The organism is Microcoleus sp. A006_D1, from assembly GCF_036702805.1.
Lineage (GTDB): Bacteria > Cyanobacteriota > Cyanobacteriia > Cyanobacteriales > Microcoleaceae > Microcoleus.
Map to the genome: position 1 here is coordinate 591,037 of NZ_JAUBVZ010000002.1, position 14,177 is coordinate 605,213.

Here is a 14,177-nt window from a genome sequence, read left to right on the forward strand (position 1 = left end):
TGTGTCAAAAATTAATCAAATTCTTGTGGGACGTTGCTCTGAGCATCGTCCCGAATATCCAATTTAAATGCGTAACAGCTTATAGCAGAACCAAGAAGCAATAACCAACTCGCGAACTGCTTCTTGCCGTGTAGCGTACAGCTCTCGGAAGGCGCGCATTGCCCACCCTACAGCTACTCTTGGTAGGTTTTACAGAATCTGAAAATAAAACAATGGCAAGACAGCAGGGAAATAGCAGAAAATCAAAGATTTATCGCTACTTGTGGCTGTTTTTTTTGTGTCTGAGCTTCCTGTTAGTTCCGACAATCAACAAAATAGTTGCCCAGACGCCATTTCCCCTGCCCGCTCCTATGGCAAATAATGCTAGTTTTGGAGCTAGGATTCAAAGAACAATGGGTTTACTTGCCGCCAGCACTCCCACAGAACGCCGCCAAGTCCGTATCCTATTTTACGGTCAATCCATCACTGAGCAAGATTGGTGGAAAGATGTAGCGCAGGATTTGAAACAGCGATTTCCCTATGCAGATTTGATTATTGAAAATCGCGCGATCGGAGGATTTGCTGCCCCAATTTTAATCCGTCCCAGCGAACACGATTTATATCCTTTTTATCCCGACTTGCTAATTTTTCACGTCTACGGAGGCGATGCAGATTACGAAGCCATAATTGCCAATGTTCGCCGCCGCACTGCTAGCGAAATACTCTTGCATTCTGACCACATCGACTGGGTGCCGACAGGCAACAGCGACGATTCAAATTCAGTCAAAAGATATGAATGGCACAACAATCATTCTACTAAATGGCTGCCTGAGTTGGCAGATAAATACGGCTGCGAAATCGCAGAAATTCGCGCACCTTGGCTCAGGTATTTGCAAGACAATGGCTTGCAGCCACAGCAGCTATTGAGCGACAGCATTCACCTCAACGCTTGGGGGAATTTTCTGCTGGCGGCTCTGATTAAGCCACACCTGCGATACAACCCAAATTCTCCTCAAGCGCCGCAGGATTTAGTCAAAACCTATACGGTTGGTAGCGATGTGAAGTGGCAAGATGGTAAGTTGGTTTTGGAGTTTGAAGGAAATCGGATCGATGCGATCGCCGATAAAACTTTCAACGGCAAGGCAATTGCTGCTAAAATTGCGATCGACGGCAAAAAACCCTCAGAATTTCCCGAACTGTACAGCATCACCAGGCCCAGCCCTAGTCTGGGCGTCGGTTGGCCCGCAATCATCCAAATATCAAATCAAAAACCGCTCATCGTCGAAGATTGGAAAGCCGTAATTACCGAGATCAACAGCGACGCCAGCAAGTTCAAATTTGACGTTGTAGGTTCTAAAACAGGTTACGACGGCAGCGGTACAAACGACCAAATGTTTGTCTCAAACTCGGGCCGCGTTGTGATTGAACCGAAAAACTGGTGGCTGCAAAATGCCTATGAATCCTCGAAAAAGCCGACTCCGAAAGGGTTTGAGATTTTCTGGCAGGTTAAGCCGATGTTTGTTGATTCCTACATTCCGCCACAGATTGCCGATCGCACCCGCGAGTATTCTACAACATTGGCTCAGAATTTGAGCAACTCCAAACACATCCTCGAAATCATCCCCGAAGCAAACGGGAAAGTTCCAATTCAAGCAATTCGAGTCTATCGCCCTCCTTATATTCCTGAGCCGAAACCCTCTGTTTAATCTCAAATAGACAAGATTGCCATAAAATAGACTTGAATTGCAAAAGCCCTTTGAATCAAATTTTAGGACGATGCTCAGAGCAACGTCCCACAAGAAAAACAATTTTGTGGGACGTTGCTCTGAGCATCGTCCTAATTATTTTTGTAATCTTGTCTAATCTAAAATCTAAAATCAATTACCAGAAAGAATTGGTTTAAAGCCTCTTCCTTAAAGGCGAGAAATTAAAACAAGACTATTCATTACTCGAATCCTCGGACTTCCAGGTAGAGGTCGCCCTCAACTGTCAACTGTCAACTGTCAACTGTCAACTGTCAACCCCCGCTTCTGGTAATCCCCAACTCGTGAAACATCAACAGCGATAAAAAGAAATCCGCCACAAAGATAAACACCCAAGAAGTCACCACCGCCGCCGTTGCAGCTTGGCCTACTCCTTTCCCTCCGCCCGTCGTAGTCAACCCCCAACCGCAACCGACAAGGGCAATTATCAACCCAAAAATTACACTCTTAATCGCCACAGTTACTAAATCCCAAGGCCCCAAAAAAGTCCGCACCGATTCCAAAAATACCGACGGTTCCAACTCGTAAAAATAAACCGCCACAAATAGCCCTCCCAAAATCCCCACCGCTACCGAAAAAATTGTTAAAATCGGCAGCATGACGCAGCAAGCTATCACCCTCGGTACTACTAAATAATCAACCGGATTTGTTCTCAACATATACAGGGCGTCTATTTGTTCCGTCACCTGCATTTCTCCTATCTCCGCCGCAAAAGCCGAACCTACTTGTCCCGCCACCACCCCCCCCGTTAAAACTGGTGCTAATTCGCGGCAAAATGCCACAGCAAAAGCACCTCCCACCGCCCCAACCGCCCCAAACCGAATCAATTCTCTGGCGGATTGAACGGTAAAAATCATGCCCGCAAAAAAGGCTATTAGCAGCACGGAGCGCAAAGAATCCAGGCCTACTGTTACTAAATGTTCCATGATTTTGCGGCGGTCAATTTTGCCTTGGAGTACGCGCAGCAAAACTTGGCCGCCCAGGAACAGGGTGACTAAAAATCGCTGAAACCACCTGTTATTTAAGGTTTCATCTAAATGTCGATCGCGCTTTTGGTATTTTTTAACCAATGACTGACGGCTGGCGATTAATTGCAAACAGAGCGAAGCACTGTCACATAGAGATTATCGCCAATTGTACAGCAATTATTGCACGATTTGTCAACATATATTTTCAGTCTGTCTGCCCTGCTGTTGGTGGATTAGACGATTTTCCATTTTCGATTTGAGATTTGTATAGCAATCGCCACAGCGGTGAGGACATAAATAACCTCATGAATAGAGCCTCCTAACCCATAGCCTAAACGGTGTGATTTCCTGATTCTGCAACTGTCAACTGTCCACTGTCAACTGTCCACTGCTATACTGATTGATTCTGTACGATTTTGGAGCTAACCTCAAGTTACATTCTTTTTTTTAATTGGTGGGTAGGGCGCGGTTTAAGATTTATTTATTGGTGATTTAAGTTAATCGCCGCGCCCCACCCACACAATTTGACTGATTACTCTGCCAGCAACAAATCGATAAATTTATCCAACTGTTCGCTATACTTTTCCGCTTGCTCCTTGCCAATTCTCAGGAGTTCCGATATTTTCTGTTCCGAAGCATCATCAATTGGCAGAGGTTGTTCCTTGCTCAAATCTGGATTAATTCTCAAATATTGATTGGGTTTTTCAATCGCATCATAAATTTGGATTAGTTGATAATTTACAGTTTCAGCAACTCCCGTCATCATGATACTAATCAAAGGCTCAACCCACTCAACTTGACCCCAATTTTTCACTTCTTCGTAGGGGAATTTTTTCTGAGCTTGTCCCGTTCCCAGCGATAAAATTACCATGTCTTTTGCTGTGGGGCCTCTGTCGGGACGGTCGTCGGCAATTCTCAATTTATTTCTCACTTCCGCATAGGCACAAAGTGCGGGATTGTTTGCGAATACTCCCCCGTCAATTAAAGCGTAGGATTCGTTTGTCAAAGAGTAGATTTTGGGAATTTCAAAGTAAGAAGGAGCGGCAGATGTGGCTCGGGCGAGATCTCTGATAAAATAGTTGGCTTCTGGATATTTTTTAGCATCTATTTGATTGAAAAAGGTAGCTTTTCTCCTTTCGACATCGTAACTGGTAATTAAACAAGGTTTTAGCAGTTCGCTGAGTTTGCAATCTCTAAAGTTTTCCCTAAAAAATTGTTCTAAGGCATCGCTGGGATATTTCTCATCTATTAAACCGTCTAGAGAGTGAATTTTTTGCCAAAGTGAACTCTTAAAAACGTCGCGGCCGCTCTTGATGGAAAAATTAACAGCATCTTGGGCCGTCCACCGAGGCCTGCTGGGATTTTCGGTATCGGGACACAAATAGAGGCAAGTTAAAATTCCTCCCGCACTTGTGCCGGCGATTAAATCAAAATAGTCAGCTATTCTCGCATCGGGGTTGCCGGTTTTCTGTTGCAGCTTTGACTCAATGCTGACTCCAACTTGCGCGGGGACAATCCCTCTAATTCCGCCTCCATCTATGGATAAGACTCTGGTATATTTAGCCATAATGTTTGTTGCCTCTTCTTGATGTGTGCTCGTTTCCTAAGTTGGTGGATGCAAAAGCTGGTTTGACACACTACTCTAATGCAGTAAGGTGCGCAGTGCGAACCTGCAATAATTCAATACCGTTCAGTTAATCATGTTTATGCCCCCGGAGATCCCCCTCGCATCCCCCAAAAGCAAGGGGGACTTTGAGCAATTTCTTGTCCCCCCCTTGGGAAGGGGTGTGCCAGGGAGATCAGTCTTAAGTAAACCGTATTGTGCAATAATTAGGTTTTGCGTCTCAGACTGTCCTAATCTAACATTTTCAATCTAAATTTAATTGGTGGGCTGCGATCGTGTAGCGAAAAATGTATTCTACAATTTCTACGTAATTGTAGGCGGCGGCTGGCGAGTTCGCCCAGACTGTGATGCCGTGATCGCGAATTAACAAAGCGGGTACAGATGGTGTACAAACGGCAAAATATTCACAAATTTCCTTGGCTATCTTAGGCACTTCCAAATAATTTGCAAATAGGGGTATCGCCACTTGCGGGTTTTCCTCCCACACCCCCAAACCTTTGAGCATTTCGATCGCGGGTAAAGGCACTGCATCGCCGGAGACTAGCCGAGAAACTAAGTTTGCCTCGATCGAGTGAACGTGATAGCAAGCTTGAGCGTCTGGAAAACAATTGTAAACGGCTAAATGAATGCTGGTTTCGGCGGAAGGGCGGGCTTCGGGAACAGGTTGCTCGACGATCGCACCGTCGGAGCTCATTCTGATAAAATCTGCTTCAGTTAACTGCCCTTTCTGGCGCCCGCTAGCAGTAATCCAAAAACTGCCGTCTGGTAAGCGGGCTGAAAGATTGCCAGCAGTCCCCACCATCCAACCGCGATCGTAAAAATGTTTGGCTGCTGCAATTAAATCCGATCTCAAATCGCCACTCATTCTCTGCAAATCCTCAGTTTTTTATCTACTTTTTTTTACTTGATAGGAATTTCGCTGGCAGATCTCAACATAGGGTGCTAGTGGAACACCTTACCGATACATACATTCCTGGACGAATGGACGAGGCCTAGAAACCGGGTTGTTTACTATTTCTGCGGGTTGTAACGACAATACTCCGGACACTTTTCGATCGCCAACGGTAAAATCCGGGTTTCAGTCGCAAGCCAAAAAACTGTCCGCAGTATCGTGCTAAAAAACCCGGTTTCTCACCACCCGCGCGCACCTCAGGAATACATATAGCTTAGAGTGAGATTTTTGCCCAATTCCTATTTTGGTTTCACTTCCATTTCTGGGACAAATGTTCTAATACGTCAAAAAAATTATCCCATTTAGTATAAGGCTTTTGCTGTTCGTCCAGATATTCGGCAAGCCGATCGCGCGCCAACACCGAATTCGCCTGCAAAGCCATATTAAAATCCGTCACCGAATCTCCGATCGCCACCTGTTCAGAAGCCGGGTGCAGGCGCATCACCCGCACCTTAGACACCAATTCTGCATCTCCTTCAAACTCAGAATTGACTTGCAAGTGGAGACCGCTAGCGTCCACATCCACAGCGTAAATAGCGATCGCCCGGTGTGCCAAATCGCCCATCACCGCCTCTACCATAATCCGAAGCCCACCGGAAACGATCGCAAAATCCACCTTTTGCGCGTCCAAAAAATCCAGCAATTCCACCAATCCCGGCCGCATCAGCTTTCCCCTAGAAAATTCCACAATTTCCCCGTAACATTCCGAGGGAATAGACTCTAGTAACTGCCGCACTCCCGATCGCAAACTCAGCCTTCTAGCGTAGATTTCCGGCATCAGTTGAGACGACAATTCCGGTGCGAAACGCTTCAGCATTGCCACAAAAGTTTCTTCAACAGTTATCGTGCCGTCAAAGTCGCAGAACACCACCCGTTTCTGATTATTTGGGGTAGAATATTTTTGCTTGTCATCGGTCGTCATTGTCTGTCGCACCTTTCGAGAACGGAAAAAGTTTACACAATTTGCAGAAAGCAGAAGTCAGATAGAAATCGTCCGATGGAAGAGGGAAGAGGGAAGGCTTAAGTTATCTTCGCGAGATCGACAATCGATCGCTGATATTTCAGCAATTAACAACTTCCCACCATTTCGGCGATTTCTCTAATAGCGATGCGCTATTTGTGGGGAATCACCCGCAGGATTTTAGGCAAATTATTCAAGAGAATCGTCTTCAATATCGTCTTCAATATCGTCTTCAATATCGTCTTCAATATCGTCTTCGAGGAATGCTTCTACATCCTGCTTTTGATTTTTAGTCTTTTGGGGGGTAGACTTAGCCGGCAAACAGATCAAATTATCATCCTCAGTATTAATCAAACCTTTCGATCGCAATTTCCCCATCAGCCGCGTCACCGTCACCCGCGTCGAGCCAATGGCGCTACCAATTTGAGCGTGAGTCAATGTCCAGGGCAGTCGGTAGCCCCGAACCACATCCGGTTCTGCCTCACCTACGTAAGGTTCGCCGAACTCTTCGATCAACAAAGTGAGAAAACCCAGCAGTCGGTCGATCGTGCGGCGCTGTCCCAAAGTGCTCAACCAGAGCAGTTTCCGCTGGTGCTGGTAGCGAAACGCATCCAAAATTTCCCGGCGGAAGTGAGGCCAATTATCCAAATCGTGCCAATACATCCACACTACGTGAGTTTGATCGGCGTGAGCGAAAGCTTGGAGCGTAAACGGGGACTGAGCAACCAGTTCAAAGGGCTGACCCGCGCCGACGAAGCCCAAAAAAGCTTCTTCTGTAGTTTTGCTAGCGGATTTTAACCCCGGCTTCGCAGTAGCGCTAACTTGAGCGCTACCTACGAGCCGCACAGAACCTTTCTGCACTAAATACAGCAGTCCGGGTCTGGCGGGAATCTTTTCGTCTTTGCTAAAAGTGCGGCAGCGGTAGTGTTCCTGGGCCCAGTCGATAATTCGCTGCCAAGTGATAAACGGTCGATCGATAGTCTCTAGAGGTGTGGAAGTTGATTGCATAGGTGAGGCTCTGGGATATATTTAATCAGTGAGAAAAACAGCTTCTGCCAGCAGTGCGATACAAAGTGAGACAACCAACCCCCAATCGAGCTTGCACGCTGGTTAACTGTGCTGACTCTTCTCAGTTTTACCAAGAAATTTAATGTAGCAAAAAATACATCAAAATGGTAGAATTCAGCAATGAGTCGATCGTAAATTATTGTATATTTAGCCAAAAAATCCCTAGAAAGCTGATTGCTTGGATGTGACCCAGCCCGGAGAAGCCGATCGACCATCTCTGACATCAGCAGTTTAACGTACAACAACAGCGCCAGCGGTAACACTCCTCAGTCACTTTTACCGCAAAATCAGCCAATATGGATACACTAAATATCTTTCAGTGCCCCGAAGTTACAGTGAAACGTTTCTTGCTCTTAAGGTTGCAGGGCGCGATCGCCCGGGAAGGGACAATCGGCGAAATTCCGTTAAATCGGGGTAAAAATAGCGTGCGGGTGGTGTACGTATCGGCGATCGCCCTGAAATTGGCTAAAACTTGGCAGCAGACACCGCAGGCGATCGCCACACAGCTTGCCGCTACTCTCGAACCGCTATGTTACCCAGATTTCGCCGTTAAAGTCGCACCGGCGGGAATTATTGAACTAGAGATGACTGATGCGGGTTTAGCCCTGTGGTTGCAGCGTTTAGCTCAAATTCCCCTACCTGTTCCTGAATCTCGCATATTCTCTCCTGTGGTGTCAGCCGATCGACTGTTTCCGATTCAGTACAGCCACGCACGCTGCTGTTCCCTGCTGCGAATGGCCCACCGCGATCGCCTAATCTCGATCGCGCAGCCGGATGTCGCTACAGCACCGCAAATTTGGTCGCTGGCGGCCCCAAATCCCATACCCTGGGTTGACGGGGGCGATCGGCTGCGGTTAGTGCACCCAGGCGATCGTAGTTTAATTTCGCAACTAATAACAGTGCTAGATACCTTAGATCCGGTTTTTGGGAATTGCCGCCACGAAAAACCAGTCAATTATCTAACAATAGCTAATAGTTTGAGCCAAGCATTTCAGACTTTTTACAGTCAATGTCGGATTTGGGGCGAAGTTAAAACAGAAACACCAAAACTCGCTCAAGCCCGATTGGGTTTAGTATTAGCAACTCAATCTTTGCTCAGATTTATCCTAGAAGAATTATTAAACGCCGTTGCTCCTCTAGAACTTTGATTGCAGTCCTACAAAATGTTCGAGCGTTCGGAATGCAAGTCCTCATCTTTCATCATAGGACTAAAGTCCTCACTACAAACCAATTATTCCGTTGCCGAACAATCTTCTAATTAATTGCAGGAGCAAAACTTTGTGACTGTGGAGGTTTCGGACAAGTTTTATTTTTCCAATCGCACTGATAGAGATGTTCTTTTTGCCAGCTCAAAGGAATTTCCAACAAATCGCGAGTCCCCGTAACACCTTGACCTAAAAATAGCAGCAGGGCGATGCAGTTTAAAACAGTGTGAATTTTCCGCCAGCCGTGCGATCGATCCTGATAAATTTCCGGCGCAATTGCCAGGGAAAAAACCATCAACAGCGCCGCCGCAATCCCGTAATAAAAATGAGAAACCAGCCATTCGTCATCCCTGCGAAAAATCCCCTCTTGGAATCCCAAAACCACCAAACCGACACCAGTCAAAGTCGCAAAAACTCCCCGCCAAAGTTGCAGTCTTGCTTGATACAAAAATACCAAAGAAGCAATTGTCGCGGCAAACATTAGTGCAATGAAAACTACTTGACTGGGGGATTTTCCCCACAGATTTTTTTCCAAAATACTTTTAAAATAAATAGAGTAGGCAAGAGCAATTAACGTAATTCCTACGATCGCCCCAGTCAGCAACTGGCCCAACTTCAAATGCTCCGGGCCAACCACCGGCGGAATTTTGCTTTTACCACCGTCAGCGACTTGCAGCCTGCGCTGGCGAGTTTGCCACGCTGCATTGACAACAGTACCAATAATCGGGAAAACTACCGCCACTGCGATCGCCGGATGGACGAGTGCCATTACATCTGCGAGTTCCATACTGAATATTCCAAGATAATACCTGTATCTAGTTTAAGGCGTTACAGGCGAGAGTTGCTCTTCTTCAATTTTGGCGATCGGCAGCGTTACCGTAAACGTACTCCCGACACCTTCTTCGCTGCTCAACGTAATTTCGCCACCGTGCAAGTCCACGCACTTTTTAACAATACTCAACCCCAGTCCAGTACCGGGAATGATACCCACATTTTTTGCCCGGTAAAACGAATCAAACAGTCGTTCTTGGTCTGCAAAAGGTATGCCAATTCCGGCATCCTGTACCGAAAAAATAGCCTCAGTTTCAGTAAGTTTTAATTCAAATATTACTTGAGTATTTGGGGGAGAATACTTAATAGCATTTGACAGCAAATTGCTGAGAATGCCCCGCAGCAAGCTCACCTCCAAACACGCGAGCGCCGATTGACAGTGATTCACAAAAATCAACTTCACCGCATCATTTTGACGCTTCAAATTCAGGCTGCTTTGAAATTCTTCTACCAACTCATTACAAAACTTTGCCAAGTCTAGCGGTAGCAAACGAAGCGCAATTTTTCCCGACTCCGAGCGGCCCAGCAGCAGAACGTCATCTAATAACAGATCGATGCTTTTTGCTGCAACTTGAGTTTTGTCTAGCAGTTCTTGTGTTTTCTCATCTGATAATTTCGATTTGTACCTGGAAAGAACTTGCGTAGTACCGATGATGAAGTTTAAAGGATTGCGAACGTCGTGGGCAATCATGTACAGCAAAGAAGTTTTTATCTCGTTGAGTTCTTTAGCTGTTTGCAGGGTGCGATCGAGTTGATCGTGAGACAATTTGAGAGTTAAAGACAACTGGCGCGATCGCAGCAAAATCTCCACCCGCGCTTGCAATTCTATCTTCTCGATCGGAACAATAATTAAATCATCAATAGTTTGCCAAATAAATCGCGTTGCCATTCCCACATCCGAGCGGGATGTAATCAACAGAAAAGGCAAGCATACCGGGCCTTCTGCTTGTTTTTGGGCGGCGATCCATTGCCCGTGCCGTTTCAGGGCAAGACCGTCAACTATCCCCATGTCAAAAGATTGATTAAATGGTAAAATTTCATCAATATTTTCCGTTGAGTTGGGCAGCAATACCTCATAGTGAACTGCCAGCCATTCTAATAATAAGCGACGATTTTCTTTCTGTTCGACAAGCAATAAAATTTGACTCACGCAGGTTCTCCTAGCAAACTGTGAACAATGCACAGCAAATCTTTAACTATCAAAGGTTTTACCAACATACTCCGAGCACCGCGGGAAAGGCTTTCGTGCTGAATCGCCGCGCTTTGTTTGGGCGAAAGTATCAGAAAAGGGATTTGGTGATTTCGCAGTTGTTCGCAGCAGTCCCAAATTCGGCGATCGAAACCAGAAATATCTACTAAAGCCATCCCGATTCTAGCAGGTTCGCCGATCGCCTGTGCCACCTCTTCAAAGCTAGAAGCCCCGATCGTCTGGTATCCTTCTTTATTGAGGAATTGGGCTAGGAGTTCCAGATTTCGCTGATTGCGGTCTACCGCTAAAATTATTGAGTTGCCAGTCATCGATCGGCTTCCTGTGAATACGGTTTACCTTACTTTTCGGCGAGCTATTAGAAGTCAGAAAATACACAATTTTACCGAGATATTTAACTTTTCCAGGACTTATGCTGCTGGCGCGGTGCGCGCACTACTGCTATTGCTGAGGTGCGGGCTGCGCGCACTACTGATTAGATCGACAACTGCTTTCATTAGCTGCACTCCGCCAAAAATAGCACTGAGAACCTTGATTCAATCTTCATCCTCTCCCACCTCAACCCACACCGGGGCCGCACTCAAAATGCCGCGCAGTCCCCGTATCGGTTTGCTGACTTTGATACCATAGCGAGTAATATCCAGTTCTCGCATAGTTTTCTCGAAATTGCTGACTCGTTTTTTAATTACGCCGATCGCCTTGCGGATTTCTGTTCTATTATGCAGTTGGCGCTCCAGATAGCGAATAAACATCAGATTGTCCGCCAAATAACTAATCCCGATCTCAGTCAGCCGAAAATCTCCGCCAATGGCTTCTACCTCATTAATCAAGATAACAGTAACTCCCATATTCTTGAGATACTTGCACAAAGCGTGCAAATTATTCACCAAATCTTGCCCCCGCATCGAAATCTGATAGCCAGAAATACTGTCAATCATCACAATCCGCGTCTTTTGCTGCTCCACCTCTTGCCGTACCATACTCGCAAACTGATCCGGCGAATACAGCAACGGTTCCACGGGTATCACCGAAAGATTTCCTTGCGCCATCATCGCCCCAACCGGGATATTGACAGATTCGCAGCGGCCGAGCAGAGTAGAAATTGACTCCTCAAAGATGTAAACTACCGATCGCTCCCCCCTTCCCGCCGCCTCCTTCATAAACTGCATCCCCACCGTCGTTTTACCCACCCCGCTAGGCCCAGTAATCACCGTCACAGTCCCCCGTTCCAGTCCCCCATGCAGCAGTTCATCCATTTCAGGAACCCCAGCAGAAATCGGTTCAGCCACAAAATCCTGTTGATAGTTGTCAGGAAGCAGTCGCGGAAACACCTCCATCCCAGCCCCAGTCAGGCGCAGCGAATGGCGGCCGTCGCGGAAGTTGGAACCGCGCAGCTTAGTGACAGACAGAGTGCGCCCTTCTGGCCGCAATTCCAAATAAATTACGCCATCGCTGATGAATTGCAAATCGTCGTCGGGAGCATTTAATGTCCCTTCCGAGGTAAACACCACCGTCGCCCCCCCTTCCACCAAAAACCGCAGAAAAGACAAAACTTGCTTGCGAAACTGAAACTCATCCGCAGCTAAGTAGCGAAATTGAGTAATCGCATCCAAAAACACGCGTTGCGGCTTGACAGCTTGGACTCGATCGATAATTTTGTGTGTAGTCGGTTCTCGCTCAACTTCCGACGGCGAGAAAATGTCGTAGGTTTGAACTTCGGTAAAAAATTCTGAAGAGGGGCTCAAATCCAGGAAGGACATCGCCTCCATGTCAAAACCGAGACTTTCGGCATTGGCGCGCAATTGCGCTTCCGGTTCTCCTAAAGTAATGAATAGGGGCGTTTCTCCCAGAGCAATACCTGCCGCCAAAAAGTGAAAGCCCAGGGTAGTCTTGCCAGTACCCGGGCCGCCGCGTACCAGATAAGAGCGTTGAGGAACCAGGCCACCGTCTATCACTTCGTTGAGACCGGTAATTCCTACAGAAAGTCGGTTTTGAGACATTTGTTGGTTCATGTTTTGAATATCGGGCCCGTATTAATATTTAATGGTTTGAGGCAGTGTTTTGATTATTATTTTTACCGGGCGTCCGATAACCTTCATGAAATCTTTTTCTACCAGAAATTACGTTAGCACACAAGAATTAGAAAGTATTGTCGGCACTTCTGGCATCTGTCAGCAGCAAGATACAGAGGCTTTTTGGCAAGAACGGGTAGAAAAAGCAGTTGCGCCCGGTACTTCGATCGCCTGTACCGTTTACCCCAATACTCAGGAAGAACTCGCGGCGGTGATTGCTTGGGCAAGGCAAAATCGCTGCGCCGTCTTGCCTTGCGGAAGTGGCAGCAAGATCGATTGGGGCGGTTTAGTTAAATTAGAACCCCCCAACCCCCCTTACCAAGGGGGGCTTTCAGAACCCCCCTTTTTAAGGGGGGCAGGGGGGATCTTTGCCGTCAGTACGGCGCGCCTGAATCGGCTTGTAGAACACGCTGTGGGCGATTTAACCGTGACTGCGGAAGCGGGAATGATGTTTGCAGATTTGCAGGAAATTTTAGGTAAAGCCGGTCAATTTTTGCCGATCGATCCAGCATATCCGCAACAGGCAACTTTGGGCGGAATTATCTCTACTGCTGACACGGGTTCCTTGCGGCATCGCTATCGAGGCGTGCGCGATTTGCTGTTGGGAATGACGTTTGTGCGATCGGACGGTAAAATTGCTGTAGCTGGCGGTAGAGTCGTGAAAAATGTCGCCGGTTACGACTTGATGAAACTGTTTACCGGTGCTTACGGCACATTAGGCATCATCAGTCAAGTAACATTCCGAGTTTATCCGCTGCCAGAATCATCGGGAACTCTCATACTGACAGGAGAAACTAATGCTTTAGCTGAAGCCACTCAAATCTTATTATCTTCTGCTCTTACACCGACGGCTGTTGATTTGCTGTCACCGCAGTTAGTAGAAAAACTGAGTTTAGGTAAAGGTTCTGGATTAGTGGTGAGGTTTCAAAGCATCGCCGAAAGCGTTAAACAACAATCAGCCCGCTTGCTGGAAGTTGCCGAAAAGTTGGGTTTGCAAGGCACTAGCTGCGGCGAGAACGATGAGCATCAGTTATGGCAAAGATTACCAGAAACTGTCTGGAATTATAGCACAAAGTCGGCAATTATTTGCAAAATAGGCATCAGACCGTCGGAAGCTGTCAAGGCAATTAACGAATTGCCGGTACAGGACGCTTTGATTCATGCCGGCAGCGGTTTGGGGGTTTTGCGATTTGAGACTGCGACAGCCGAAACGCTGTTGCAGGTACGCAGGGGGTGCGAGGCTAAAGGCGGTTTTCTGACTGTTTTGGTAGCGCCTGCTGACATCAAGCAAGAGTTAGATGTTTGGGGCTATACTGGAAGTGCGATCGATCTAATGCGCCGGATTAAGCAAGAGTTTGACCCGGAAAATATCTTGAATTGCGATCGTTTTCTAGTGTGAACTAGATTTTTTTAACGAACCGGAATTTCATCCGTTAAATCCGTTAAATAATCCGCTGCCGAACTTTCTGCCATCCGTTAAATCCGTTAAATAATCCGCTGCCGAACTTTCTGCCATCCGTTAAATCCGTTAAATAATCCGCTGCCGA

12 protein-coding genes are annotated in these 14,177 nt (G+C 46.8%); 3 read left to right on the forward strand and 9 right to left on the reverse strand.

Annotated elements, in window-relative coordinates; translation table 11 throughout:
* The first annotated feature begins 212 nt into the window (after positions 1 to 212).
* Complete coding sequence (locus QUB68_RS05430) at positions 213 to 1,685, forward strand: SGNH/GDSL hydrolase family protein (RefSeq protein WP_332990075.1); 1,473 nt, start codon at positions 213 to 215, stop codon at positions 1,683 to 1,685.
* A 311-nt stretch (positions 1,686 to 1,996) separates the two neighbouring features.
* Here QUB68_RS05430 and QUB68_RS05435 read toward each other — a convergent pair whose 3' ends face one another.
* The 5 genes from QUB68_RS05435 to QUB68_RS05455 form a co-directional block, all read right to left on the reverse strand.
* Positions 1,997 to 2,812, reverse strand: a complete 816-nt coding sequence (locus tag QUB68_RS05435) for an MlaE family lipid ABC transporter permease subunit (RefSeq protein ID WP_332990078.1) — start codon at positions 2,810 to 2,812, stop codon at positions 1,997 to 1,999.
* A gap of 430 nt (positions 2,813 to 3,242) precedes the next feature.
* On the reverse strand, positions 3,243 to 4,277 hold the full coding sequence (locus QUB68_RS05440; protein WP_332990079.1) for a patatin-like phospholipase family protein: 1,035 nt from the start codon (positions 4,275 to 4,277) through the stop codon (positions 3,243 to 3,245).
* 301 nt (positions 4,278 to 4,578) lie between these two features.
* Positions 4,579 to 5,199 (reverse strand): methylthioribulose 1-phosphate dehydratase, encoded by a 621-nt coding sequence (mtnB, locus tag QUB68_RS05445; protein WP_332990080.1) that lies wholly within the window; start codon positions 5,197 to 5,199, stop codon positions 4,579 to 4,581.
* Positions 5,200 to 5,536: 337 nt separating this feature from the next.
* The gene (locus tag QUB68_RS05450) at positions 5,537 to 6,208 is read right to left on the reverse strand and encodes an HAD-IB family phosphatase (RefSeq protein ID WP_332990082.1); all 672 of its coding nucleotides are present in this window, start codon (positions 6,206 to 6,208) and stop codon (positions 5,537 to 5,539) included.
* Between the two features lie 228 nt (positions 6,209 to 6,436).
* Positions 6,437 to 7,255 (reverse strand): Crp/Fnr family transcriptional regulator, encoded by an 819-nt coding sequence (locus tag QUB68_RS05455; RefSeq protein WP_332990084.1) that lies wholly within the window; start codon positions 7,253 to 7,255, stop codon positions 6,437 to 6,439.
* Positions 7,256 to 7,611: 356 nt separating this feature from the next.
* On the opposite strand from QUB68_RS05455, the gene QUB68_RS05460 reads away from it, so the two are divergent.
* The gene (locus QUB68_RS05460; protein ID WP_332990086.1) at positions 7,612 to 8,463 is read left to right on the forward strand and encodes a DALR anticodon-binding domain-containing protein; all 852 of its coding nucleotides are present in this window, start codon (positions 7,612 to 7,614) and stop codon (positions 8,461 to 8,463) included.
* A gap of 106 nt (positions 8,464 to 8,569) precedes the next feature.
* On the opposite strand, the gene QUB68_RS05465 is transcribed toward QUB68_RS05460, so the two are convergent.
* From QUB68_RS05465 to QUB68_RS05480, 4 genes are all read right to left on the reverse strand, one after another.
* Positions 8,570 to 9,307 (reverse strand): DUF4079 domain-containing protein, encoded by a 738-nt coding sequence (locus QUB68_RS05465; RefSeq protein ID WP_332990089.1) that lies wholly within the window; start codon positions 9,305 to 9,307, stop codon positions 8,570 to 8,572.
* Positions 9,308 to 9,340: 33 nt separating this feature from the next.
* On the reverse strand, positions 9,341 to 10,501 hold the full coding sequence (locus QUB68_RS05470) for an ATP-binding response regulator (protein WP_332990091.1): 1,161 nt from the start codon (positions 10,499 to 10,501) through the stop codon (positions 9,341 to 9,343).
* Entirely contained in the window at positions 10,498 to 10,869 is a 372-nt protein-coding gene (locus QUB68_RS05475) for a response regulator (RefSeq protein WP_332990092.1), read from the reverse strand. Before QUB68_RS05475 ends, QUB68_RS05470 begins: the two co-directional genes overlap by 4 nt.
* A 225-nt stretch (positions 10,870 to 11,094) precedes the next feature.
* Positions 11,095 to 12,570, reverse strand: a complete 1,476-nt coding sequence (locus QUB68_RS05480; RefSeq protein WP_332990093.1) for an ATPase domain-containing protein — start codon at positions 12,568 to 12,570, stop codon at positions 11,095 to 11,097.
* An 85-nt stretch (positions 12,571 to 12,655) separates the two neighbouring features.
* On the opposite strand from QUB68_RS05480, the gene QUB68_RS05485 reads away from it, so the two are divergent.
* Positions 12,656 to 14,029: an FAD-binding oxidoreductase gene (locus QUB68_RS05485; protein WP_332990095.1), complete on the forward strand. Its 1,374-nt coding sequence runs from the start codon at positions 12,656 to 12,658 to the stop codon at positions 14,027 to 14,029.
* Positions 14,030 to 14,177 lie beyond the last annotated feature (148 nt).